The organism is Roseococcus sp. SDR, from assembly GCF_019083995.1.
Lineage (GTDB): Bacteria > Pseudomonadota > Alphaproteobacteria > Acetobacterales > Acetobacteraceae > Roseococcus.
Genome location: NZ_JAHRCU010000003.1, coordinates 254,661 through 276,216, shown reverse-complemented (window position 1 = coordinate 276,216; position 21,556 = coordinate 254,661). Strand labels below are relative to the sequence as shown.

General features: G+C 72.1%; 26 protein-coding genes and 1 pseudogene. 3 read left to right on the top strand and 24 right to left on the bottom strand.

The features are described 5' to 3' along the window. Nucleotides 1-148 precede the first annotated feature (148 nt). Genes lspA through KTR66_RS05425 form a run of 6 tightly spaced genes read right to left on the bottom strand, consistent with a single transcriptional unit; the run spans nucleotide 149 to nucleotide 5,440 of the window. Entirely contained in the window at nucleotides 149-640 is a 492-nt protein-coding gene (gene lspA, locus KTR66_RS05450; RefSeq protein WP_213611183.1) for a signal peptidase II, read from the bottom strand. Further along, complete coding sequence (locus tag KTR66_RS05445; protein WP_249731852.1) at nucleotides 637-1,356, bottom strand: cytochrome c biogenesis CcdA family protein; 720 nt, start codon at nucleotides 1,354-1,356, stop codon at nucleotides 637-639. Before KTR66_RS05445 ends, lspA begins: the two co-directional genes overlap by 4 nt. After that, nucleotides 1,356-1,985, bottom strand: coding sequence for an SCO family protein (locus tag KTR66_RS05440; protein ID WP_213611181.1), 630 nt, complete (start codon nucleotides 1,983-1,985; stop codon nucleotides 1,356-1,358). The genes KTR66_RS05445 and KTR66_RS05440 overlap by 1 nt, the downstream gene beginning before the upstream one ends. Beyond that, nucleotides 1,985-2,593, bottom strand: coding sequence for a DsbA family protein (locus tag KTR66_RS05435; protein ID WP_249731851.1), 609 nt, complete (start codon nucleotides 2,591-2,593; stop codon nucleotides 1,985-1,987). Before KTR66_RS05435 ends, KTR66_RS05440 begins: the two co-directional genes overlap by 1 nt. A 46-nt stretch (nucleotides 2,594-2,639) precedes the next feature. Then, the gene (locus KTR66_RS05430) at nucleotides 2,640-3,233 is read right to left on the bottom strand and encodes an isoprenylcysteine carboxylmethyltransferase family protein (RefSeq protein ID WP_213611177.1); all 594 of its coding nucleotides are present in this window, start codon (nucleotides 3,231-3,233) and stop codon (nucleotides 2,640-2,642) included. Beyond that, nucleotides 3,230-5,440 carry a heavy metal translocating P-type ATPase gene (locus KTR66_RS05425; protein ID WP_249731850.1) on the bottom strand — a complete coding sequence of 737 codons (2,211 nt, stop codon included), beginning with the start codon at nucleotides 5,438-5,440 and terminating at the stop codon, nucleotides 3,230-3,232. The genes KTR66_RS05430 and KTR66_RS05425 overlap by 4 nt, the downstream gene beginning before the upstream one ends. Before the next feature lie 79 nt (nucleotides 5,441-5,519). On the opposite strand from KTR66_RS05425, the gene KTR66_RS05420 reads away from it, so the two are divergent. Beyond that, complete coding sequence (locus KTR66_RS05420) at nucleotides 5,520-5,957, top strand: helix-turn-helix domain-containing protein (RefSeq protein WP_213611175.1); 438 nt, start codon at nucleotides 5,520-5,522, stop codon at nucleotides 5,955-5,957. A 3-nt stretch (nucleotides 5,958-5,960) separates the two neighbouring features. On the opposite strand, the gene zupT is transcribed toward KTR66_RS05420, so the two are convergent. The 9 genes from zupT to KTR66_RS05375 form a co-directional block, all read right to left on the bottom strand. Further along, on the bottom strand, nucleotides 5,961-6,752 hold the full coding sequence (gene zupT / locus KTR66_RS05415) for a zinc transporter ZupT (RefSeq protein ID WP_213611173.1): 792 nt from the start codon (nucleotides 6,750-6,752) through the stop codon (nucleotides 5,961-5,963). Between the two features lie 50 nt (nucleotides 6,753-6,802). Then, nucleotides 6,803-8,632, bottom strand: coding sequence for a hypothetical protein (locus KTR66_RS05410; protein ID WP_213611170.1), 1,830 nt, complete (start codon nucleotides 8,630-8,632; stop codon nucleotides 6,803-6,805). Nucleotides 8,633-8,650: 18 nt separating this feature from the next. Beyond that, on the bottom strand, nucleotides 8,651-10,663 hold the full coding sequence (locus KTR66_RS05405) for a phage tail protein (protein WP_213611169.1): 2,013 nt from the start codon (nucleotides 10,661-10,663) through the stop codon (nucleotides 8,651-8,653). A gap of 3 nt (nucleotides 10,664-10,666) precedes the next feature. Then, entirely contained in the window at nucleotides 10,667-11,017 is a 351-nt protein-coding gene (locus KTR66_RS05400; protein WP_213611167.1) for a DUF6950 family protein, read from the bottom strand. Continuing rightward, on the bottom strand, nucleotides 11,017-11,595 hold the full coding sequence (locus KTR66_RS05395) for a hypothetical protein (RefSeq protein ID WP_213611165.1): 579 nt from the start codon (nucleotides 11,593-11,595) through the stop codon (nucleotides 11,017-11,019). The genes KTR66_RS05400 and KTR66_RS05395 overlap by 1 nt, the downstream gene beginning before the upstream one ends. After that, entirely contained in the window at nucleotides 11,595-12,281 is a 687-nt protein-coding gene (locus KTR66_RS05390; protein ID WP_213611163.1) for a hypothetical protein, read from the bottom strand. The genes KTR66_RS05395 and KTR66_RS05390 overlap by 1 nt, the downstream gene beginning before the upstream one ends. Nucleotides 12,282-12,302: 21 nt before the next feature. Further along, nucleotides 12,303-14,459 carry a tape measure protein gene (locus KTR66_RS05385; protein ID WP_213611161.1) on the bottom strand — a complete coding sequence of 719 codons (2,157 nt, stop codon included), beginning with the start codon at nucleotides 14,457-14,459 and terminating at the stop codon, nucleotides 12,303-12,305. Continuing rightward, on the bottom strand, nucleotides 14,449-14,622 hold the full coding sequence (locus KTR66_RS05380) for a hypothetical protein (RefSeq protein ID WP_213611160.1): 174 nt from the start codon (nucleotides 14,620-14,622) through the stop codon (nucleotides 14,449-14,451). Before KTR66_RS05380 ends, KTR66_RS05385 begins: the two co-directional genes overlap by 11 nt. Nucleotides 14,623-14,786: 164 nt before the next feature. Beyond that, complete coding sequence (locus tag KTR66_RS05375) at nucleotides 14,787-15,164, bottom strand: hypothetical protein (protein WP_213611159.1); 378 nt, start codon at nucleotides 15,162-15,164, stop codon at nucleotides 14,787-14,789. A gap of 74 nt (nucleotides 15,165-15,238) precedes the next feature. Here KTR66_RS05375 and KTR66_RS05370 point away from each other — a divergent pair, with 74 nt between their 5' ends. After that, nucleotides 15,239-15,508 (top strand): type II toxin-antitoxin system ParD family antitoxin, encoded by a 270-nt coding sequence (locus KTR66_RS05370; protein WP_213611158.1) that lies wholly within the window; start codon nucleotides 15,239-15,241, stop codon nucleotides 15,506-15,508. Continuing rightward, nucleotides 15,505-15,852, top strand: coding sequence for a type II toxin-antitoxin system RelE/ParE family toxin (locus KTR66_RS05365; RefSeq protein WP_213611349.1), 348 nt, complete (start codon nucleotides 15,505-15,507; stop codon nucleotides 15,850-15,852). Before KTR66_RS05370 ends, KTR66_RS05365 begins: the two co-directional genes overlap by 4 nt. On the opposite strand, the gene KTR66_RS05360 is transcribed toward KTR66_RS05365, so the two are convergent. The 9 genes and pseudogenes from KTR66_RS05360 to KTR66_RS05320 all read right to left on the bottom strand — a co-directional run bounded on the left by KTR66_RS05360 (nucleotide 15,843) and on the right by KTR66_RS05320 (nucleotide 21,556). Then, nucleotides 15,843-16,799 (bottom strand): phage tail tube protein, encoded by a 957-nt coding sequence (locus KTR66_RS05360; RefSeq protein WP_213611153.1) that lies wholly within the window; start codon nucleotides 16,797-16,799, stop codon nucleotides 15,843-15,845. The genes KTR66_RS05365 and KTR66_RS05360 overlap by 10 nt on opposite strands. A gap of 15 nt (nucleotides 16,800-16,814) precedes the next feature. Next, nucleotides 16,815-17,255 (bottom strand): hypothetical protein, encoded by a 441-nt coding sequence (locus tag KTR66_RS05355; protein ID WP_249731879.1) that lies wholly within the window; start codon nucleotides 17,253-17,255, stop codon nucleotides 16,815-16,817. A gap of 2 nt (nucleotides 17,256-17,257) precedes the next feature. Continuing rightward, a complete protein-coding gene (locus tag KTR66_RS05350; protein ID WP_213611149.1) occupies nucleotides 17,258-17,977 on the bottom strand; it encodes a DUF6441 family protein in 720 nt (239 codons plus the stop codon). Continuing rightward, nucleotides 17,977-18,153: a hypothetical protein gene (locus tag KTR66_RS05345; RefSeq protein WP_213611147.1), complete on the bottom strand. Its 177-nt coding sequence runs from the start codon at nucleotides 18,151-18,153 to the stop codon at nucleotides 17,977-17,979. Before KTR66_RS05345 ends, KTR66_RS05350 begins: the two co-directional genes overlap by 1 nt. A 10-nt stretch (nucleotides 18,154-18,163) precedes the next feature. Then, on the bottom strand, nucleotides 18,164-18,472 hold the full coding sequence (locus tag KTR66_RS05340; RefSeq protein WP_249731848.1) for a hypothetical protein: 309 nt from the start codon (nucleotides 18,470-18,472) through the stop codon (nucleotides 18,164-18,166). Further along, on the bottom strand, nucleotides 18,469-18,723 hold the full coding sequence (locus KTR66_RS24740; protein WP_371819037.1) for a putative peptidoglycan-binding domain-containing protein: 255 nt from the start codon (nucleotides 18,721-18,723) through the stop codon (nucleotides 18,469-18,471). Before KTR66_RS24740 ends, KTR66_RS05340 begins: the two co-directional genes overlap by 4 nt. Further along, nucleotides 18,724-18,996: pseudogene (locus KTR66_RS24735) on the bottom strand (glycosyl hydrolase 108 family protein); the annotation flags it as partial. It abuts the gene before it with no gap. Then, nucleotides 18,996-19,343, bottom strand: coding sequence for a DUF2190 family protein (locus KTR66_RS05325; protein WP_213611142.1), 348 nt, complete (start codon nucleotides 19,341-19,343; stop codon nucleotides 18,996-18,998). The gene KTR66_RS05325 and the pseudogene KTR66_RS24735, both read right to left, overlap by 1 nt. 86 nt (nucleotides 19,344-19,429) lie before the next feature. After that, nucleotides 19,430-21,556, bottom strand: a complete 2,127-nt coding sequence (locus KTR66_RS05320) for a prohead protease/major capsid protein fusion protein (protein ID WP_213611140.1) — start codon at nucleotides 21,554-21,556, stop codon at nucleotides 19,430-19,432.

Genomic DNA, 21,556 nt, shown 5'->3' with positions numbered 1-21,556 from the left:
TCATGAAGAACGGAGCCCGCACCACCTGGTGGCGCACGCCCTTTGGCGTGGCAGTGATCGGCTTTCTGCTGGTGACGGCTTTTTTGAGGCTGCGCGAGCCTTAGGGCCAGCGGTTCCGCGCGCTCCCTTAGGCGATGGCGCGACGCGGTCAGGGCGTCCGTGGCGTGGTGCCGCGCAAGCTGGCGAACAGCAGCAGCGCCACGCCGCAGACGATGGCGACATCGGCCATGTTGAAAGTGGGCCAGTGCCAGCCGCGGTAATGCCAGTCGAGGAAGTCCACCACCGCGCCGATCCGCACGCGGTCGAGCACATTGCCGAGCGCGCCGCCGATCACGAGGCCGAGCGCAAAGGCCTCCAGTCGCCTCTCGCCGCGCCACAGCCATCGCAGCAGCACGGCAACGACGCCGAGCTTCACCAGCACCAGCGCCCAGACCGCGCCGGCGGCGCTGTCGCGGAACATCCCGAAGGTGACGCCGGTGTTGAAGCCGAGGCGCAGATTCCAGACCGGCAGCACCTCAACCACCACCTGATAAGGCGGCCAGAGTGCCTCCAGCGCCCAGAGCTTGGTGGCCTGATCAACGAGAAACGCCAGCAGGGCGGCAGCGCCGGCGATGAGGAGGCGCGTGCTGCGGCGTGTCATCCGAGGCTCGCAAGCCATGGGAAGGTGGCCATGAACCAGATGGCGAAGCGTGTCAGTTCGCCCGTGGCGATGGCCAGGCCGAAGAGAACTATCGCGGCGCCGGAGGCAAGTTGCAGCGCCCGCCCAAGCCGCCCGAGGCCGCGCAGCCTTGCCATGGCCGCCGGGAGGTAGAAGGCCGCCAGCAGGAACGGCACCCCCAGACCCAGCGCATAGGCCGCGAGAAGCCCCGCGCCCGCACCCGGCGTCAGCGCCGCGGCCGCCAGAACCCCGGCCAGGACCGGCCCGATGCAGGGTGTCCAGCCGAACCCGAAGGCGGCACCGATCAGCACGGCGGAGCCTGGCCCGCCACCCTCGGCCGGCGGGCGGAAACGGAGATCGCGCATCAGCGGCGCAGCCCGCAGCAGCCCCATCTGCACAACGCCCATGAGCATGATCAACAGGCCCGAGGCGACCGTCAGCTCGTGCGACCAGCGGCGCAACAGCCCGCCGAGCGCGGTCGCGCCCAGTCCCAGGAGCACAAAAACGAGCGAGAAGCCGGCCACGAAGAACAGCGAGAGCCTGAGCGCCCGCCAACGCTCGGCGCGGGCCGTGGCGAGGTCGGTGCCCGCCACCCACGCGACGTAGCCCGGCACCAGCGGCAGGACGCAGGGCGAGAGGAAGGACACCATGCCGCCGGCAAAGGCGACGAGCAGCCCGAAGGCGGACAGTTCCAGCATCAGCTGCCCGGGCGTCGCAGCAACGCGCGAAGCTTCTCAATGGCGATCCCATCCGGCTCGTGGAAGTCGATGGTTCCGGCGAAGCGGCCCGCGGCGTTGAGCAGGAAGACGCTCGCGGTGTGGTCCATCGTGTAGCCCCCGCCTTCGAGCGGGACGCGGCGGTAGGACACGCGGAAGCGGCGCGCGGCCTCGGCCACCTGCGCCTCGGTGCCGGTGAGGCCGACCACGCGAGGATCGAACAGCTCCAGGTAGCGGGCGAGATGCGCCGTGGTGTCGCGCTCCGGGTCCACCGTCACGAACAGCCAGTGCATGCGGTCGGCATCTGGGCCGAGAGCGGCCATGTAGTCGGCGAATTCGCCGAGCGTGGTCGGGCAGATGTCCGGGCAGTGGGTGAAGCCGAAGAAGACCGCCACGGGGCGGCCGGCAAAGTCGCGCTCGGTCACCGCGCGGCCGCGGTGATCGGTGAGCGCGAAGGGGCCGCCGATGTTCAGCGAGGCGGGGCCGGTCGCGACCTCGGGGCGCGCCGGTGCCAGCGGCCCATCCACCAGAGCCCAGCCCGTGACGGTCGCCAGCGCGACAAAGCCCACCGCAGCCCACAGCGTGCGCCGGACCACCCGCAGCACCGACATCACCGGCGTGCCCCCGCCGGCAGCAGCGGCCGAACCAGGCTCGCGAACTGATCAAAGCTCAGCACGCCACGGTGCAGCCGGCCGCCGATCAGGAAGGAGGGCGTCGCGCTCACTCCATGATCCCGCTCCGCCTCCAGGCGCATCTGCACAACCGCGCGGGCAAAGCCCGCATCCGACCAGCAGGCATCGAGCTGCGCGACGCCGACGCCAGCGAGTCCCGCATAGCGCCGCAGCGCGGCGCGCGGATCGGGCGAATGCGCCCAGTTTTCCTTCTGCGCATAGACCAGCGCGACCAGAGGCTCGAAGCGATCGGGGCCGGCGCAATGCACCATGACCGCGGCGTCGAGCGCCACGCGGTCAAGCGGGAAGTCACGCAGGATGAAGCGCACCAGGCCGGTGTCCACGAACTCGGCCTTGATCCGCGGGAAGATGTCGTTGTGAAAGCGCGCGCAGTTCCCGCAGGTGAGCGAGTGGAATTCGACCACAGTCACGGGCGCGTCGGCGCGGCCGATCGTGCGCTCCCCGGGCGGCGCGGGTTGTGCGGTCGCGGGTGGAGAGGCGGCCACGAAGGTGACTAGACCAGCATGGAAGAAGGCGCGTCGCATCATGCCTTGGTGCATCCTTGAGAGTCGCTGATGGTGGGGGGGACGGTGGTCAAGCCGTCACCCTTCGTTGGACCCGGCCGAACCATCGCCGGATTCTTGCCGCGTAGGCGCGCCAGGCGTCCCCGTGCAGCGCCGCGAGATGCGCCTCCTCGAGGCGGACCTGCGCGGGGAAGCTCACCAGCGCGGCACCCAGCGCCACGGCCGTCAGCGGGCCCGGCGCCGCCAGCGCCGCCCCGGCGAAGAGCAGCAGGAAACCCAGGAAGGTCGGATTGCGAGACAGGGCGAAGGGGCCACTGGTCACAAGGCCGGTCGGGGCCGCATCGATCCCGACCCGCCAGGATTTCCCCATGGCGCGCTGCGCCCAGGCCAGCAGCCCGGCGCCCGCTGCCATGGCGATCACGCCCGCCCAGCCGGTCACTGCCGCGGGACCTTCGCCAGCCGCGCCGAGCAGCAGTCCCGCCGCGCAGGCTGCGGCGGCGCCGCGGTGCGCCCGGCCGAGGAAGTTGAGCGCATCATCCCCGCCACGTCCGAAGACGTCGGGCGAGCGCCCGATGACCCGCTGGACGCGGCGGTTGCCGAGCGCGAAGGCGGCCGCAGCGGCGAAGGCGGGAAGCAGCGGCAGCCAGGCCGGAGGGGCCATCATGCCGCCGGCTTCCAGCGCAGCAGCCTCAGTGCATTGAGCGTGACCAGCACGGTGGCACCGGTATCGGCCAGGATCGCGGGCCAAAGGCCGGTGGTGCCCACCAGGGTCGTGCCGAGGAACACCGCCTTCAGCCCCACCGCGACGGCCACGTTCTGCTTGACGTTGGCCATGGTCGCGCGGGACAGGCCGACCAGTTCAGAGACGCCCGACACGCGGTCCTTCAGCACGGCGGCGTCGGCGGTTTCCAGCGCCACATCGGTGCCGCCGCCCATCGCCACGCCCACCGTCGCGGCGGCCAGCGCGGGCGCGTCGTTGATGCCGTCGCCCACCATCACCACCGCGCCCTGGGCGCGCAATGCCGCGATCTCGCGCAGCTTGTCGTCGGGCAGCAGCTCCGCCTTCACGCCCATGCCCAGCGCGCCTGCGATCGCCGCGCCGGTGCGCGCATTGTCGCCGGTCAGCATCACTGCCGCCACGCCCTGGGCGTGCAGGGCGGCGATCCCGGCCGCGGCATCGGCGCGCGGTTCGTCGCGCAGCGCGATCAGGCCCAGCAGGGCGCCGTCGATCAGCGCCACTGACACCGTCTTCCCTTCGCCCTCCAGGCGTTCCAGTGCCTCGGCCAGCCCGCCCAGTGCCACGCCACGCTCGGCGGCGTGGCGCGGGCTGCCGACCTCCACCTGGCGGTCATGCAGCGTCGCCGCAACCGCGCGGCCAGGGATCGCTGCTGCGTCGCGCACAGGCGCGAGCGTCAGGCCCCGAGCGCTGGCTTCGGCCAGGATCGCCTTGGCGAGCGGGTGTGCGCTGCCCTGCTCGACCGCGGCGGCAAGACCGATCACCTCGTCGGCCTCCCGCCCGGGCGCCGCGATCACGTCGGTGACTCGTGGGCGGCCCTCGGTCAGCGTGCCGGTCTTGTCGAAGGCGACTGCACGGGCCGCGCCGATCGCCTCCAGCGCCGCGCCGCCCTTGATCAGCAGGCCGCGCCGGGCGCCCGCCGACAGGCCCGAGGCCATGGCCGCCGGCACCGAGATCACCAGCGCGCAGGGGCAGGCGATCAGCAGCACGGCGAGGCCGCGATACAGGCTCGTGGACCAATCCCATCCCAGGAGGAAGGGCGGCAGCAGGATGACGAGCAGCGCGACGCCCATCGCCCCCGGCGTCCACCAGGCCGAGAAGCGCTCGATGAAGCGCTGCGTGGGCGCGCGCGAGGCGGTTGCGTCCTCGACCATGCGGATAATGCGGGCGATGGTGTTGTCGGAGGCCGCGTGGGTGACGCGCAGGCGCAGCGCGCCGTCGGTGTTGATGGAGCCGGCCCGCACCGCGTCGCCGGGGCCGCGCGCCACCGGAATGCTTTCACCGGTGACGGGGCTTTCGTCCAGCGCCGAGCGGCCATCGAGGATGATTCCGTCGCAGGGGACGCGGTCGCCGGGGCGGACCAGGACTAGGTCGCCCACCGCGAGCCGGTCGGGCGCGATCTGTTCGGTGCCGCCATCGGTGCGCAACCGCAGCGCAACGCGGGGGATGAGCGCGGCGAGCGCGCGGATGCCGGCGCGGGCGCGGCCGGCGGCGACATTTTCCAGCAGCTCGCCCACCGCGAAAAGCAGCACGACGATCGCCGCCTCCTCGGCGGCGCCGATGACGACCGCGCCGAGGGCGGCGGTGCACATCAACGTCTCGATGGAAAAGGGGCTGCCCGCTCTGGCGAGCGCGACGGCGCGCCGGCCGAAGGGCACCAGCGCGATCAGGGTCGCGGCGAGGAAGAGCCAGTAGTGGTCCTGCGGCAGGGCGAGCGACAGGAGGTAGGCGCCGGCGACGAGGGCACCCAACGCCCAGACGAGCATGGCCTTGCCCGTGCGCCACCAGGGGCGCTCCGCGTCGCTCGGGTCCTGCTCGCCATGGGCGTGAACCGTGGCGCGATCATGGGCGTGCCCGGCAGGGTCGTGGTCCGGACAAGAGGCGCCGGCGGCGGTCTTCCCTGCGGCGCCGGTGGCAGGCTCGGGCCGCGTCGCATATCCGAGGGCCTCTACCTGCCGGACCACCGCCGCCGCCTCGCCCGGCGGGGCGAGGGTGAGCGACATCCGCTCCGCCATCAGGTTGACCTCGACGTCTGACACGCCGGGCAGACGCTCGACGGCCATCGTCACCTTCGCGACGCAGGCGGCGCAGTCCATCCCCTCTACCCGCCAGCTCAGCCTGGTCGCTCCATCCATGGCACCGCTCCCGTTGTTCCGCTGCGGCGGGGATATGCAACCTCTAGCGGCTGGAGGTTCAAGCCCCCATCTATGGGACATGAAGGGCAGCTATTCCATTGGCGATCTCGCGCGCGAAACCGGCGTGAAGGCGACCACGATCCGCTGGTATGAGTCGGAGGGGCTGATGCCCGCGCCGAGCCGCACCCCGGGCGGGCAGCGGGCCTATGGGCGCGCGCATCTGGAGCGGCTGGGCTTCATCCGGCACGCGCGGGAGCTGGGCTTCGCCATGCCGACCATCCGCTCGCTGCTCGATCTGGCGGCGGAACCCGAGCGGGACTGCGCCGCGGCGCATGCGGCGGCGACCGAGCAGATGGCGGCGATCGACGCCAAGCTTCGCCAGTTGAAGGCGCTGCGCGCCGAACTGGCGCGGCTGGCGAAGGCCTGCGCCGGCGGGCGCGTGTCGGATTGCCTCATCATTGAGACCCTGGCGGACCACCGCCACGGCCACTGCGCCGACAAGAACCACGGGCGCTGAAGCTTAGCGGAACAGCACGAGGCTGGCAGCGAGCATCGCCATTCCGGCCACCATGGCGTAGGCGGTATCGTGGCCTTTGGCGTGGCGCTGCGCCGCGGGAAGCAGCTCGTCGAGCGCCAGATAGACCATGGCGCCAGCAATGACGCCGAACACCACGCCGAAGAGGCTGGGCGAGAGAAAGGGGCCGAGCACGAGATAGCCGAGCAGAGCGCCCAGCGGCTCGGCCAGGCCCGAGAGAAGGGCGGCCCCCACCGCCTTGCCGCGGCTGCCGGTGGCGTAGAAGACGGGCACCGCGATAGAAACGCCCTCGGGGATGTTGTGCAGCGCGATGGCGACCGCGAGCGGCGCGCCAAGCGTTGGGCTTTCCAGCGTGGCGAAGAAGGTGGCGAGGCCCTCGGGCAGGTTGTGGGCGGTGATGGCTGCGGCCGTCAGCAGGCTGAGCCGCGCGAGGTGCTCCCGCTCAGCATCCGAGTGCGGGTGCGTATCCGGGTGCGGGTTTGGGACCAGCCGATCGAGTAGGACGAGGAGTGCGACACCGGCGAAGAAGGCGAGCGTGGCCAGCGCGTAGCCGCCCCGGTCGCCATGCGCGTCCGACAGCGAGAGCGCGGCCTTGGGGAGGATTTCCACTAGAGACACATACACCATGGCCCCTCCCGCAAAGGCCAAGGCAAGCGGCAGCAGCCGCGGCCTCGCCTGGTCCGCGCGTACGACAAAGGCGGCGCCAAGGACCGTCGACAACCCGGCGGCGAGGGTAACGCCGAGAGCAACCAGAACGGCGGGAGAAAACTCAGGCATGTCTGCGTGTATGACCTGACTGGAAGGGCGTCCAGGAGTGCTGCTTTCGGTTATGCCACCCTTCGCTTCCTGACCTCCACCGCCAGCGTCGCCGGCCCGAGATCGATCGTGGTGTTGGAGACGTTCCGCGCCATGACGCGCACGGTGTTGTTGCTCCACACATGCGCGTCGAGTTCAAAGAACCGGCTGCTGGTCGCGAGTGACGCGCTGGCGATGTCCCCCGGCCTGGCACCCGCCACGGTGATGTCCCGCAGGCTGGTTGCCCCTGCGGCGAGGCTCGGCAGGTCCCAACTGTCCTCCGCGGCGTACTCGCGCTGCCCCGATTCCGGCAGCGTCGGCGTGCCGTTGAGGATGCCGGGCGCCACCTCCGGCAGCCCGTAGAGCCTGAGCGCCTCAAGCTCGATCACCCCGTCAAAGCCCACGATCCCCACCTGCGCGAAAGCCACGCCCGCCCCCATGCGCAGCGTCTGCCTCCGGTTGAGGTTGGCGTCGTCCATCGGCGCGCCGGCGTTCCACCCCTTCGCCGGCCCGTTCCACTGCATGGTGGTGATGGAGGCCAGCACGTCACCCGCGATGTTCTCGCGGATGTTGCCCGCCCCGTCGAAGCACCGCACGAACAGCCTGCCGCCCGCCACGCCGAACACCAGCGCATGCGCCAGCGCGAACTCCTTCGCCTGCGTGGTGTCGATGACCCAGCCCAGCCCGCGGTTCGCAGCAAGCTGCACCCCGCGCCCGGTCGGCGTCAGCCCCGCCAGCCCGTTGAAGCAGAAGTCGGAGATGTAGGTGGCCGTGGTGGTGGAGGTGGCGATGGTGCAGAGCCCCTCCACGCCAATCTCGGTGGCCGACTGCCGGAATGCCTTCGCGCGGACGTTCTCCACGCCCGCGAGGTACCGCTGGAACCGCGACGCCGGCGCGCGGTGGCGGTTGATGACGGCGTTGCCGCAGCGGTTCGCCGTGGCCGTGTAGTCGATGCCGACCAGGTAGGTGTTGGTCCAGGCGACATCGTACTCGCAATCCTGGGCGCCGGCCGTGTGCCGCGCCGCGATTGGCGAGCAGGCCTCCATGCGCATGTTGCGCGCGACGATGGCCGAGCCCGACGTCTGGTTCAGAAACGGGATGGCGAGGTTGGAGCCCGCCTGGCGCAGCTCGAAGTTCGGCCCGTCGAAGATGTGCCGGTTGTGATTGGTGTAGGCGCCCGGCTCGTTCCCGAAGCGCACGCCAAACCTGTCGAGCGTGGCGTTGATCCCGGTGGCGCAGGCGAAGTGCCCGCCATAGTAGCGGATGGAGGTGTTCCAGGCGGTGGCGGTGGCGCACCAGATGTCGAGGCCGATGCGACAATTGACGATGCGCCCCAGCGTGAAGGTGCTGTCCTCCACACCGCGCCCGTCGCCCAGCGTGCGCATGCCGATGGTGAAGCCCTCGACGCGCCGCAGCTCGACCTGCGACGCATCGACGTTGCGCACGGTGATGCCGATATCGGCCTCGGAGGACCAGTCGGAGATGGTCTGCCGGATGACGTTCAGGCCGGAGTAGAGCTTCTCGCCGTTGCGGACGGTGCCGCCATCGCCAAGCACCAGTACGGAGGTGGGCGCGGTGCCGGTGTAGCGGATGGTCCCCTGCATGATGAGACCGCGGGCGGCGCCCGGCAGGGTGACGGTGCCGGAGACGTTCCAGGTGCCGGGCGGGATGATCGCCATTTTCTGGTCGGTGCCGGCGCGGTCGAAGGCGGCCTGGATGGCCACGCGGTCATCGGCCACGCCTTCGCCCAGCCCGCCGAAGTCGGAGGGCAGCACGGCCTCGCGGTCGCGCAGGTACTTGGCCAGGTCGGTCTTGCTGACCGGGGTGTTCAGCACCAGCAGGTCGTCGATGCGGGCGGGCATGTGGGGTCCTCCCGTCGGTCAGAGGGCGGTGGCGGTGACGGGGCCGACGAGGGCGGAGACGTTGCCCTCGGGGGAGACGCTGCGCAGCCAGAGCCAGCGCGCCTGTCCGGTGGCGAGGCCGGTGCGCGTCCAGGGCAGCGTCGTGATCGTCGCTTGCAAGACCGCGGCAGCGAGGCTGTTGCTGGTGGCCTCGAAGACCTGCAGCGCCGTGGCGCCGGCGGGATAGGCGCCGGTGATCTGGATCCCGCCCACCACACCCACAGCGGCAAGGCCCGAGGGGGCGGCCGGGATCGCGGCCTCCTGCCAGCCCGACACCGCCCCGCTCCTCGCCCGTGCGCGGACGCGAAAGGCGGTGGGCTCCGTGGTGGGGAACACCGCGAAGAGCGCCCCCGTGCCGGCCGCCACGGCCAGCCAGTTCGCCACGGAGGCGGGCCTGGCCTCGACCTCGTAGCCGGCGAGGTAGGCCGAGGGCACCGCGGCCCAGTCCACACCCAGCGCCGCAAAGGTCGCCGTGGAGGGCGTGCCCACGCGGATGGAGGCCGGCGTGGCGATGCTGCCCGGCCGGGGCAGGATGACGGAAGGGCTGTCGCCAGTGGCGCGCTCGTCCACGGCGGGGTTCCAGTCCCAAACGGCTGCGTCCTCCTCGGCGAGCGTCAGGTCGATCCCGCCCTCCGGTGCAAAGCGCCAGCCGGTGATGCGGGCCGGGAAGGGCTCGATGCGGTCGATGGCGACCATCACTCCGTCCCAGGGGCGCAGCCGCAGCGCCGAGAGGTTCGCCTGCACCACCACCGCGCGCTGGCGGCGGTTGCGCTCCAGCTCGACCTTCATGAGGCGCTGGACGGTGGCGGCGGAGGTGGTGAGCGGGAAGTCGAGGTCGCGATAGATCGCCTCGCCGCCATCCTCGGTGACGTAGTTGCTGGCGAGCAGCGGCGGCGCGTCGGTCGGCTGCCAGTTCTTGCCGGGATCCACGTAGACGGCCCGCACCCCGTTGAAGAGATCCCGCCGCAGACGCGAGCCCATGACCGAGACGTCGCCACGCAGATCGGCGGCGGTGAGGGTGGCGGCCGGCAGCGCGGGCGCGCCGGCATGGATCACGAAGCGCCCGCCCGAGACCACCATGGTGCCCGCCATGGCGGCGAGCAGCTTGCGGGTGATGGCGATCTTGCCCTCGCCGAGGGAGACGCGGCCGTTGACGGTGTAGCGGCGCTCGGCGGTGCCGTCGCGCCGGCCCATGATCTCGTCGCAGATGTTGGCCGCGGCGATGAGGGCGGGCATGTCGATCTCGTCCCAGGATGCCCGCCAGCCGAAAGGCGCGGTGAGGTACCAGGCGAGGCAGAGGGCCGGATTGTCGGACCAGCCGATGGCGCCGGAGCGGGGATCGCGGATGGTGTCCGCGCCCTCGACCAGGGCGGCCATGTTGGGCGGCCCGGAGGGGAAGGCCTCGGGCGTGATCTTGAGGCGCAGCGCCATGTAGGCGCGCCCGGCGCCGCGATGGGCCGCGGTCCATTTGCCGCCGGTCTCGGCGATGAGGTTGGCATTGGCCGCCTGGCCGGGGTCGCCGAGGTGGCGGTCGATGCGGACCAGGCCGGAGAACTTCGGGTCGGTGGCGAGCGCATCGCCAAGCCAGACCTCGCCGATGGTGCGGACGCGATGGGCGGCGAGCACCACGACGGCGTGGAAGTAGCCATCGGCACGGCCCTCGTCGTCAGTGCTGCTGTGCACGAACACGATGGGCCCCGAGACCTTGCACCGCCCGAAGACCAGGGCGTGCTCGGTAATGGCCTGGCGGAAGGATTGGGTGCGGGCCTGGGCCTCGACGGCGGTGGTGGTGGTGCCGCCCGCGCCGCTGTCGTTGAAACTGGCGCTGCTGCCGCGGGCGGTGGCGGTGTTCTGGGGGAAGACCTGGCTGCCGATGAAGGAGACGGCGATGGCGGCACCCGCGCCGACCAGGGCGCCGATGACGCCGCCGCCCACAGCGGCGGAGCCGACCGCGCCGGCGACCACAGCGATGATGGGGATCGCAGCCGGCATCTGTCAGCCAATCCTCCATGCGATGGTGCAGTCGGTGATGGGAGCGCGGATCAGGCCGCGCGGCCCGACGAAGGCAACGCGGCCGGCGTCCAGCACCACGCCGAGACGATCGGGTGCCGAGGCCAGCGCAACATCGCCCGTCCGCGCGAGCAGCGGCGCCACGCGCGGAAAGCCCGCGCTGTCGGCCGAGGCGGCAAGATCGGGCTGCACGTGCACGCGGGGGCAGCGGCCGGTGACGGCCTCCACGGCGGCCAGCGCGAACATCGCGCAGTTCCAATGCCGCGGATGAAAGGCGCGCGTCTCCGCCTCCCGGAGCAGAGCTGCGAGCCGCGCGACCCAACCGGGATGGCGCATTATCGCGCGGGCAGCCGAATCTCGGCGTCCTGCAGCGCCGGCACGAACTCGAAGAACCGGTCGCCCGGGAACTCGGCCTGCTGGTCGGCGTCGGTGTAGCGCCGCACCTCGGCGCGCTCGAGGTCCACGAGCCGGCTTTCGCAGGCCAGCGTCACCCGTGGCTCGGCGCCGTCCACCACCTCCATGGTGTCCATGATGCCCGCCCAGAGCGGGAAGGGGTCCGCGACAAATGCCCCGTCCTCATCCAGCAGCGCGAGCCACAGCCGCGCCGGACGCAGGCGATAGGAGCGCTCCGACAGCGCGATGTCGATGACCTCCTGCGGCACGGGCGAGAGGGCCAGCGTGAGGCGCACGGCGCGCAGCTCGACCGTCTCCTCCACCTCGCCCATGGCACCGATGTCGCCGATGCCCTCGAAGCTGCGGCCAGCCCAGTTCAGCGTGCCGAGGCCCGACCACACCCGAAAGGCGCCGGTCGCGAAGTCGAGCTCGCAGAGGATGACGGGCGCGACGACCGGCGCGGTGGCGGCGGCCGCGGCCTGAACGGAGAGGCGCGGCGTCGCGCGGATGGCGGCGTCCATCAGAGCGCCTCCTCAAAGCGGCAGGTGATGCTGGTGAAGCGTCCCGGCCGGGTTGGGTTGATGCCCTCGTCGTCGGAGACCAGGCGCATGGGCGTGGACACGTTCGAGAAGAACAGCGCCTCGCCGACCGGCGCGGCGGCGCGCAGCGGGGGTGCGATGGGGATGGAGGCCGTGCCGGTGCCCGACGCCATGACGCGCGCGGTGGCCATGTAGAGCCGCCCGCCCAGGCCGATGTGGTCGCCGGCGCCGACGGCCAGCGCGTTCGGCCACCAGCCCTGGGTGGCCAGCGACAGCGCCCCGCGTGGCGCCCCGGCCGCGAGCGCCGGATTGCCCGAGCCCACCACCATGCCGGTCCCGTCCGTGAAGATGGTGGCGTCGTTGAAGCTGTAGGGCCCGGTCGGCACGTCGCCCTGGGAGCGTGGATCCCCCGAGCGGAACTCGCGCCGAAAATCACGCAGGCGGACCGTGTTCACCGAGCCGGCGAGTGCGGCCACCAGGCCTTCCAGCACACCGGCCAGGCGCGGGTTCAGCGGGTCGAAGGTCATCTCCGCCATCCAGCGCGCGCCCTCTCGGCGCAGCACCTGCGTCTGGCGGGTGAGCGGCGAGACAAAGCGCAGCGTGTTGGGCTGGAGGTAGAAGACCTGCCGGGAGGGGCGCAGCTCTGGCGGCCAGGCGTATTCCGTCATGGCCTTACCTCCTCTCCCAATTCAGCGGCGCACTGTGTCGTAGGCGGTGCCACCGCGGCGGATGGCATCCAGCGTCATCGCGGTGGCCTGGCGCGCAATCTGCTGGCCCATCAGCCGCAGCCGCGCCTCCACGCCGGCGTCCGCCCCGCGCGCGTCGATGTTCAGCGTCGTGTGGATGGTGGGACCGCCGGCTGGCGCTGTGCCGTTGGGCAGCACCGTCCCCGACTGCTGGGGCACGAACCATTCCGGCCCGCGCTCGCCCACGATGTAAGGCTGGCCGGCCGTGACCGGTCCGCCCTCGGCGCGGAACAGCCCGCTGAGCCAGGACCCGACCCCGTCGAAGATGCCACCGAAGGAGAAACCCGACAGCGCGCCGGTGAGCGCATTGCCGAGCGGCTCGGTGATGGTGCGTCGCGCGATGATGCGGGCGATGTCCTGCCCGATGCCCTGCAGCACCTTGGACAGGCTCTCGCCGCGGATCACCGCGTCCTCGAAGGCGGAGGAGAAGGTCAGGCCCAGTTCGCGCGCGGTCTCGGAGGCGCGTTCGGTGGCGCGCTGCACGCGCTCGCTGCCGCGCTCCAGCTCCTCCAGCGCCGCCTGGGCCTCCCGCGAGATGGTCTCGTCGGGGATGGGTTGGCCGATGCGCTCGGCGCGCTCGACCAGCGTGCCGAGGTTGGAGAGGCGGCGGGCGTAGCGCTCATAGGCGTTCTCGTTCTGGCGGATGAGCGCCTCGCGCTCGCGCAGCACCTCGTTGGCCTCGCGCTCGGCGTCGCGGTTGTCGCGCTGGGCAGCGGTGACGCGGCGGACGGAACCTTCGAGGCGGCGCAGGGCCTCGTCGCGCTCGCGGGTGGCCAGCGTCTCGAGGCGCTGGCGCTCGGCGGCGTCGATGGCGCCCGACGCCTCGGCCTCGCGGAGGCGACGGACGCGGTCCTCGTGCTCGCTGTTGATGCGAAAGCGGTCGTCGAGTTGGCGGCGGAGTTCCTCGGCCTGTTCGGCGCCGCGGCGACGGCGGGCCTCGGCGGCACGGGCGTCGGCGTCGCGGCGTTCGGCCTCACCGCGCTCGGCGGCCTCGCGCTCGCCGCGGGCGACCTCCTCGACCATTTCGCGATGCTGGGTGCGGAGCTCCTCGAGGCGGCGGGCGCGATCCACGCCGGCCTGACCCTCGGCGGTGCCGACGAGGCCTGAGCGGATGCTGCCGCGGCGTGGCGTCCGACCCTCACCACCACCAGTGATCTCCTGCTCCAGCCTGGCGATCTCGGCGGCCAGCGCGTCGCGGGTGGCGCGCTGGTCGGCCAGACGCTCGCCCTCGGTGAGGAGACCGGCGCCGCGGCGCACGCCGTCCAGCACCCGGGCCGCACCCGACAGGGCTCGCGCCAGGGTGTTGGACAGGCCGATGGCCTGGTCGAGCCGGGCGAGGAATTGGTCGGCGGCCGCCGTCAGCTGCCCGAACGCGCGGCCGACCGAGAGCGGCGCGCGCTCGAATTCGCCATTCACCCGCTCCACGGCCCGCAGCAGCGCCGGGAACACCGTGTCGGCGGTGAGCTTGCCCTCGGAGCCCAGCTTGCGGAGCTCGCCGATGGAGACGCCGAGCTCGCCGGCCAGCGCCTGCGCGAGCGTCGGCAGCCCCTCCAGGATGCTCCGCAGCTCGTCGCCCTGCAGCACGCCCGAGGCCAGGGCCTGGGCGAGCTGCTGGGTGCTGCCCTGGATCTCTGCGGTGCTGGCGCCGGACGAGATGGCGACGCGTTGCAGGCCGGCGACCAGGCGCAGCACTTCGTCCGACGTGGCGCCGATCTCGCGGGCGGCGATCGAGAAGCGCTGGAAGGCGTCGACGCTCTCGCGCACCGCGACACCGGTCTGCAGCGCGTCGCGATACAGCGCCTCGTAGACCTCGGCGGCGCGCTCCACGCCGCCCACGGCGGTGGTGAGGCGGCCCATGGATTGGCTGAGAGCGTCGCCCGCCATGACGAGGGCGCGCAGTCCGGCGGCGACACCGGCGAGCTGGATGCCGCGGACGGCGACGTCCATGAGGGACAGGGCCCGCGAGGCACGGTCCGCACCATCCTGGATGCGGTCCAGGCTGCGCTGCCCGGTCTCGCCGACCTCGCGCAGTTCCGACTTCACGCGCGCGGCGTCGTCCAGTGACAGGCGGACGGAGACGCGGCGGGTGCTATCCGCCATGGGGCGACCCTCCGGCGTCATGGGTGGCAGAACGGCACGCTGCTGCACCGGCGGCGAGGCCCATGCGCAGCGCCGTCAGCAGTTCGGCGGCGGCCCAGCCCTGCACGCCCATCTCGCGCGCCAGGGCCAGGGTGCCGGCGGTGTCGAGTTCCAGGCCCGCCATACCGGCCGAGACGCAGGCCGTGCCCGCAGCCCACAGGGCGGCGCCCTGGGCGCTCGTTGGCGCGTGCAGGGCGTAGGGGCAGGTCAGGCCGCAGTCGCGGTCGAGCGCGGCACAGCCGCGGCAGTAGTCGGGGCCCTGGCCGAAGTGCCACGCGGCGCGGGCCCTTAGCCGTTTCCCTCCAGGGCCACGGCGGTGACGGGGGTGGTGGCACGGTCCCAGAAGGCGGCGGCGATGTCGTCGAGGTCCATCAGGCGCTCGACCGCCTCACCGGACAGCGGGAGAGGCTTGCCTGTCGCATCGCCGACGCCCTCCCAGGCCGTGACGGCATGGCGGGCCAGCGCCTTGACGAGGAAGGCGAAGGCCAGGCCGCGCGCGAGGTCGGGGTCCAGGTCCGGGTTGGCCGCGCGCACCGCCCCGAGACGGCGCGCGGCGGCGGCCTGGGCTGCGGCCATCAGAGCGGTGGTGACGGGCAGCACCTCCACGCGCACGCCGCGCGGGAGGTCCAGCCAGACGGCTTCGGTGGGAAGGTCGAGGGTGAGCATGCTATGGTGCGCTCCGTGATGACGCGGTTGTGCACCCGGCGGCGGCGCCAGGCGTTGCGGGTGAGGAGGTTCAGATGACGGTGGTGCAGCTGACGAAGGAGCAGGAGGCGATCGCCCGGGCGGCGATGGCGACGGGCGAATTCGCTGGCCCGCAAGACGTGATCGACGCCGCGCTGAAGCTCCTGCAGGCGCGCAACGCGCAGCGCGCAGCCTTTCTCCAGTCCCTCGATGATGCACGGCGTGAGTCCGACGAGACCGGCTATTTCGAGATGGACCAGGTGGCAGCCGAGCTCGACGCCATCATCGCCGAGGCAGAGGCGCGACAGGGCGCCGGCGCCCGCTGAGCGGAACGACGCCGGAACCCTCGGCGAGGCTCACCGCACAGGCGCGGCGTGAACTGGCCGAAGCCGTCCGCTGGATCGCCCGCGAGGAGCCAGCGGCGGCACGAGGGTTGCGCGATGCGGTCGTGCTGGCAGCGCAGCGCATCGCGCGGCATCCGGAACACGGGGTTGTCCGCCGAGACCTTGCGCCACCCACGATCCGGTTCGTGCCGCTGCCGCGCTACCGCTATGTCCTGGTGTACGAAACGCGGGCGGCTGGGGTCCCGGTGATCCTGCGCGTGCTCCACGGCGCGATGGACCTTCCCGATGCGCTGACGGCTCTGCGCAGCACCACGCGTCAGGCGTAATCCACCGCCGCCTGCTGGTTCCGCAGCGCCACCGTCATCATGCGCGTGGCAGTCGCGTTGAACGCTGCCCTGAAATTGAAGCTCGCCTCCACCCCAGCAGGTCCCTCGATCGGGGTCTTGGCCAGCGCCAGATACACCTCGTGCAGCGTCACTGTGAGGCTTCGGTTCGCATCGATCGTGTAAGCGAATGCGAACTCGGCGGCGCTGCCGTTCTGTGCCTGGGCGAGCAGGGTTGTGTTCTCGAAGCGCACCGTGACCTGGCCGGTGCAGCGGGCCACACCCGGATCCACGCCCTCGATACGGCGGTCGGCGCGGATGGTGCGGACCATCTCCATGCCATTGCTGTAGGTCATGCGCGCGCCGGTGACCTGGGCGAGGGCCGAGCCGGCGCGGGTGATGGAACCCTGTGCCTTGTTGAAGGCGGTGTAGGCCGCGCTGGTGGGCGTGCCGCCGGAGGATGCGCCACCGCGCAGCGAGCCCTGTCCCATCAACCCGAAGGTGGCGGTGGCGGGGCCTGACGGCGAGATGTCGATCTCCAGCGTGTCGGCGCGCACGCCGGTGCAGACGTCGAAGTTCGGCACATCGGGATAGCCGATCTCGACGCTGTTGGACGGCAGCGCTGCCGCGCCGGATCCGAAGGTGTGGATGAAGTTTGGGTTGGTGCCGGTGGTGGTGGGCGCGCCGAGCAGCAGGCGCAGCCAATGGCCGATGTTGACGAGATCGACCGGCACCACGGCCTGGCCCTGGACAGTCACGGTGTCGAGGAAGGGCGCGGCCGGATCCCGGTTGCTGCCCACGCCGATGACGTCGGCATCCAGCAGCGGTTGCTCCGCGCCGAGGTCGCAGGACAGGAAGGGCATGCGCCGCCAGTTGCTGCCGGGCGCGGTGCCGTAGGTGGTTTCGGGCAGCGTCAGCAGGCGGCAGTTGGCGCCAATGGCACGGGGCATGGGATGTCTCCGGGATCAGGCCAGCGGCGAGCCGGCGACCGTGTAGAAGAGCGTGACGGGAATGGAGGCGGCGCGGGCGGGCGCGGCGCCCTCGAACTCGACGTCGTCGAAGGTCGGTGCACCGGGCGCGGCCCATTCCACCGCGCCGCCGAGGGTCCGGTTGCTGGTGATGCCAGCGGCGATGTCCACGAGCAGCGCGTCGAGGAGGGCGTTGCGTGCGGCGGGTGTCGCGCCGGCAACGGCCACCTCGATCTCCGCGCGATGCTCGATGGCATAGGCCAGCGGGGAGAGGATGGCGGTCTCCTCCACCGTCTCGCCGTCGCGCAGGACGACGAGACCACCTGGCGGGATGCGCTGCGGCGCGGTCTCACCGCGTAGCACCACTGGCGCCGGGTTCCTGGCCGCCAGCGCCGCGCCGATCCGGGCGTGCAGCGCGGCCAGCGCGTTCTCGCGCATGCTCACGCTGCGCGCCTCCCAGCCTCACGCTCCCAGGCCTGCACAAAGCGCCCCGGCAGTCGGCGCAGCCCGCGCTCGGCCGCCCCCTTCACGTCGAGCCGCTTGCGCAGTGCGACCTGCGGCAGCAGCAGGAACATCGGCACCAGGCCACGCTCCAGCATGCCGCGCGCCCAGGCCTCGCGACCCTTGCGGTTGCCGGTGCCGATCTCGGTCAGGCCGCCGGCGACGAGGCGCGTGCGGCGGCGGCGCCCGGTCTGCTCGCCCTGGTGCAGCGGCAGGCACCACACGAAGCCACGCCCGGACTTGAAGGGCCGCAGGAAGGCCTGACCCGACGCCACCATCTGCGCGGGCGTGACGCGCGGCTTGGCACCGCGGCGCCCACCCTGCCGGTTGAGACTGGTCGGGATCGCGAGGAACTTCCGCCCACGCTTGGCGCGAATGACGGCCCCACGCTCGAAGGCGTCGATGACGTTGGGCACCTTGGTCCAGACCAGCCCTGCCGGTCGCAGCGACTGCCCCGAGCGGGGGAACACCTGCGAGCGCCAGGCATTGGCGATGCCGCGCGCGTTGCCGCCCAGCGCGTCCGTGACCTGTCGGCGCAGTTCCGCCTTGACCTGCTCGGTCTCGGCACGGATCGCCTGCATGGCGGCGCGCTCGCCGGCGCGCACCTCCGCGGCGAGGACCTGGCGCAGGTCGCCGATGATGGTAGCGGCGAGGCGCATTAGGTGTCGCGATCGTCGCAGCGGCGGTGGCCGATCTCGGTCTCCATCAGGGTGGAGAGCCGCTCCAGCAGCACGCGCACCTGCTCGAGGCGTCCGTCAACGCGCCAGACGAGCAGCAGGATGGCGATGAGGCCTGCACCGTTCTCGGCGAGCTGGAGGATTTGCGGAAGGTCCATCGTGCGGCTCCTATCGCTGGCAGAGGACGCGCCAGGCGGTGCCAGTGGCGTCGCGGGTGGCGGAGGTGACGGTGACGAGGTCGGGACCGATCGTGAGGGTGTCGCCGGCCGCGAGGTTGGGCAGCGTCGCGATGGGCACCGAGAGGATGTCGGTCGCGGCGATGATCTCGGTGGCGAAGGCATCGGCCACGCGGTCGGGCGAGGAGCGCAGCACGCGCAGGGCGAATGGGTTGCCGGTTCCGCTTTGGCGATAGACGGCCTCCACGCCGAGGTTCGGGTCGGCCACCAGCGCGGCCATGGCCGCGGCGAAGGCGCTCAAGGCGCCCCCGCCATCACCAGCGATGCAGCGCGGACGCTGCGCACGCGCCGGCTCCAGCCGCGCCCGAAGTCCGGCCAGGTGTCGAGGCCGCGCAGGAAGGTCAAGCGGATGTCGCAGACGCGCCCGATGAGCGCCGCGCGATCATTGGTGGCGCGCGCCGCGCGCAGCGTCTTGGGGCCGATGGCGCCGTCGGCCGCGACCCCCAGCGCCTCCTGCAGCCACAGCGCCGCACGACGTCGCCCGCTGTTCACGGCAGCGTCGAACACCGCGAGATCGATGCCAGCCGGCAGTTCGTCGCCATGCACGGCGTTCCAGTAGTGCGCGCGGTAGATGGCGCGCGCCTCGTCCACCCCGAGCGCGCGCACCGCGTCGCAGGCGGTTAGCTCGCGCCGCTAGCCCTCCAGGGTGCGGCGCGTGATGCCGAAATTGGTGCAGCCGCCGGGATCGCGGGGATGATCGACGTAGCCGCCCTCGTGCCGCAGCACCTCCGCCACGCAGGGGATGAAGCGATCGGGCCTCGCCATCACGCCCCCGAGGCCGGCACGCGGTTCAGCCAGACGCGCGCGGTGATGTCGGCTGCCAGCGCGGCCTGGGTGGCGATGCCCACCGCGAAATTGCCGGTGGCGGTGGTGGTGATGCGGCGGTTGGTGTTGTCCCAGAACACGCGCGCGCCAGCGGTGATGGCGAGCGCGGGCTCTTTGGTGAGATCGAAGACGCCCTGGGTGGCGGCCTCAATCATGGCGTTCTGCGCGCCGTCGATGGCGGCGACGCCGAAGAGCGCGCCGACGAGCACGCCCTGGCCGGAGGTGACGCCGCCGGCGTAGGGGACGGCGATGGTCAGGCTGTCGCCGGGCTGGATGTAGTTGCGCATGGGGATGGGTCTCCAGATGCGCGAAAGGCGCCGCCCGGGACTCCGGTGGCGCCTCTCGCGAGATGATCAGGAACGGTGGAAGGGGATCACGTCCCCGGATTGAAGTAGCCGCCGCGCCAGTCGATGGCGCCGACACCGAAATCAAAGATCACGCTGACCTCGATGCCATCCACGCCCTGGACGGGCCCGGTGGTGACCTGCGGCCCCTCGGCGCCATTGAGGTAGCCGTAGACGTAGACCGGTGCGGCGCTCGGCTCCGCGAACAGGTACCAGCGGTTCGCCTGCACCAGCGGCTCGACCACCGGCTGCACGAAGCTCGCAAACACGTTCTCCTGCGTGACCTGGTTGGCGGCGACCGGCACGGTGAGCTGGCGGGCGGGGAGTTCCAGGCTCGGCCCGACCAGCAGGCGCATCTGCGCGCCGACGGCGATGGGCAGGCCGTCCAGGGTGCGCTGGCGCATCACCGCGGCCCGCCCCTGGGCGAGCGAGCCGAGGTCGAGCGCCGAGCCGGCCGAGGCCTTGTTGGCACGCGCGGCAGCGGTCCCAAACACGGCCGCGTTGCCGCTGGTGAGCGTGGGGCCATCGCCATTGGCCGAGTTCAGCAGGCCATAGGCGGTGGCGTTTTCGAAGTCGGCGACACGGCGGCCGATCGCCGCGGCGAAGTCGGTGAAGGCGCCGAGGTCGTCGTTCACCAGCATGGGCCGCGTCACGCGGATGCGCCGCGCGAAGGTCTGCAGCAGCACGATCTCCTGGCTCTCGGACATGGTGCCGGCCTGGATCTCGCCGTTCTCCATCAGCGGCAGCAGGGTCGGGAAGTCGCCCACGCGCAGGTGGCGGTGCGGCTTGAAGTCCCGAAAATCGCGCCGGAGGAAGATCTGGCGGTAGGTCGGCTGCGCGGGTGCGTAGGCCGCGAGCAGCATCTTGTTCGCCGCCGCCGAGAGCAGCGCCGGGAAGTCGGAGGTGGTGTGGAAGGCGCGCTCGGCGAGGAGCGTGGGGTTGCGCGGCACCTGGCGCTCGCCCTTGAGGCGCAGCAGCTCGCCGATCATGTCGGAGGGGCGCCAGCCCAGGAATTCGGCGTGACGGCCGGAGCCCCCCGCGGGCGGCTGGTAGCCGGGCATGGAGCGCACGGCGAGCGCCTCGGCCATGGCGTCGCGGATGGCGGCGGGGTCGTCATGGCCGGGGCCGGTCTCGGGTCGGGCCGGGCGGGAGGGCTTGGGTGCCACCGCGACCATGGCGTCAAAGAGCGCGCGCCGGACCTGGTCGGCGGACCAGCCGCGCTCGACGGCCTCGGCGCGGAGGGTGGTGGTGCGGTCGGCGGGGACCAGGGCGCGGGCGGCGTCGACGGCGCTGTCGATGCCGCTGATGCGCTCGCGCTCGGCGCGGCTGGCCTCGGCGCGGATGGCGTCGAGATCGGGCGGTGCGGCGTGGGTGGGCTCGGGCGCCGCGGGCGCGGGCGGGGAATTGGCGGGCGTGTCGGTCACGGTGGTCTCCTGGGGTGCGGTGGTGGACGGCGCGCCGGAGGGCGGCGCCGCAGTCGGGGCAGCCGGGGTCTCCGGCGTCGTCTCGGGCATGGTGGGGTCCTCGTTGGGCAGGGCGGGTTCGACGGCGGGTGTGAGGGCGCCCTGATCGCCCTCCGCCCTGACGGCCGCATCGCGGTCGACGGGGACCGGCACGACGGAGATCTCGAAGGGCTCCCAATCCACCGCGCGATGGACGGTGGTGCCGGTGGCGGCGTCGGGCCGCGGCTCGTAGCGGTGGACGCGATAGCCGACGCTGACGGCGCGCAGCGTGCCGTCGGCGATGCGCTGCCAGACCGGCTCGACGTCCGCAGCGGCGGAGAACAGCAGCGTGGCGTAGCCGCGACCGCGCTCGAGGCGGGCAGCGGTGACGCGGCCGAGCACATCGCGCGCGTCGCCACGGCGGTGGGTGTTCAGCACCGGAGCTTGCCCAGAGCGCAGCGCGTCCATGCGCACCGCGTTCGGCGACATCTCCAGCTCCTCGGTGATGAGGCCAAGGCCCGGGACAAAGTTGCGGGCACGGGCGCCGGTGGACCACACCACCTCGACGGTGCGGGCCTCGCGGTCGACGGTGGCCGGGGCGGTGAGCGCGCGCTGCGCCACATGCACGCCAAGCGGTGGCACCTCCGGAAGCGGGCGCGCAGCGGTGATCACCGGCGCGGCATCGCTGCCGCCCGGTTCGGTGGTCTCGGTCAT

Bases quoted from the DNA above. Each gene is read 5' to 3' on its own strand.
- KTR66_RS05430 (WP_213611177.1), bottom strand. From the start codon at position 3,233: ATGATGGCCCCTCCGGCCTGGCTGCCGCTGCTTCCCGCCTTCGCCGCT.
- KTR66_RS05440 (WP_213611181.1), bottom strand. From the start codon at position 1,985: ATGTCGGTGCTGCGGGTGGTCCGGCGCACGCTGTGGGCTGCGGTGGGC.
- KTR66_RS05320 (WP_213611140.1), bottom strand. From the start codon at position 21,556: ATGACCGAGACCACCGAACCGGGCGGCAGCGATGCCGCGCCGGTGATC.
- KTR66_RS05385 (WP_213611161.1), bottom strand. From the start codon at position 14,459: ATGGCGGATAGCACCCGCCGCGTCTCCGTCCGCCTGTCACTGGACGAC.
- KTR66_RS05380 (WP_213611160.1), bottom strand. From the start codon at position 14,622: ATGGCGGGCCTGGAACTCGACACCGCCGGCACCCTGGCCCTGGCGCGC.
- KTR66_RS05375 (WP_213611159.1), bottom strand. From the start codon at position 15,164: ATGCTCACCCTCGACCTTCCCACCGAAGCCGTCTGGCTGGACCTCCCG.
- KTR66_RS05395 (WP_213611165.1), bottom strand. From the start codon at position 11,595: ATGGACGCCGCCATCCGCGCGACGCCGCGCCTCTCCGTTCAGGCCGCG.
- KTR66_RS05355 (WP_249731879.1), bottom strand. From the start codon at position 17,255: ATGCGCGAGAACGCGCTGGCCGCGCTGCACGCCCGGATCGGCGCGGCG.
- KTR66_RS05350 (WP_213611149.1), bottom strand. From the start codon at position 17,977: ATGCGCCTCGCCGCTACCATCATCGGCGACCTGCGCCAGGTCCTCGCC.
- KTR66_RS05445 (WP_249731852.1), bottom strand. From the start codon at position 1,356: ATGCTGGAACTGTCCGCCTTCGGGCTGCTCGTCGCCTTTGCCGGCGGC.
- KTR66_RS05390 (WP_213611163.1), bottom strand. From the start codon at position 12,281: ATGACGGAATACGCCTGGCCGCCAGAGCTGCGCCCCTCCCGGCAGGTC.
- KTR66_RS05420 (WP_213611175.1), top strand. From the start codon at position 5,520: ATGAAGGGCAGCTATTCCATTGGCGATCTCGCGCGCGAAACCGGCGTG.
- zupT (WP_213611173.1), bottom strand. From the start codon at position 6,752: ATGCCTGAGTTTTCTCCCGCCGTTCTGGTTGCTCTCGGCGTTACCCTC.
- KTR66_RS05410 (WP_213611170.1), bottom strand. From the start codon at position 8,632: ATGCCCGCCCGCATCGACGACCTGCTGGTGCTGAACACCCCGGTCAGC.
- KTR66_RS05370 (WP_213611158.1), top strand. From the start codon at position 15,239: ATGACGGTGGTGCAGCTGACGAAGGAGCAGGAGGCGATCGCCCGGGCG.
- KTR66_RS05325 (WP_213611142.1), bottom strand. From the start codon at position 19,343: ATGCGCAACTACATCCAGCCCGGCGACAGCCTGACCATCGCCGTCCCC.
- KTR66_RS05400 (WP_213611167.1), bottom strand. From the start codon at position 11,017: ATGCGCCATCCCGGTTGGGTCGCGCGGCTCGCAGCTCTGCTCCGGGAG.
- KTR66_RS05435 (WP_249731851.1), bottom strand. From the start codon at position 2,593: ATGATGCGACGCGCCTTCTTCCATGCTGGTCTAGTCACCTTCGTGGCC.
- lspA (WP_213611183.1), bottom strand. From the start codon at position 640: ATGACACGCCGCAGCACGCGCCTCCTCATCGCCGGCGCTGCCGCCCTG.
- KTR66_RS05425 (WP_249731850.1), bottom strand. From the start codon at position 5,440: ATGGATGGAGCGACCAGGCTGAGCTGGCGGGTAGAGGGGATGGACTGC.
- KTR66_RS05405 (WP_213611169.1), bottom strand. From the start codon at position 10,663: ATGCCGGCTGCGATCCCCATCATCGCTGTGGTCGCCGGCGCGGTCGGC.
- KTR66_RS05360 (WP_213611153.1), bottom strand. From the start codon at position 16,799: ATGCCCCGTGCCATTGGCGCCAACTGCCGCCTGCTGACGCTGCCCGAA.
- KTR66_RS05345 (WP_213611147.1), bottom strand. From the start codon at position 18,153: ATGGACCTTCCGCAAATCCTCCAGCTCGCCGAGAACGGTGCAGGCCTC.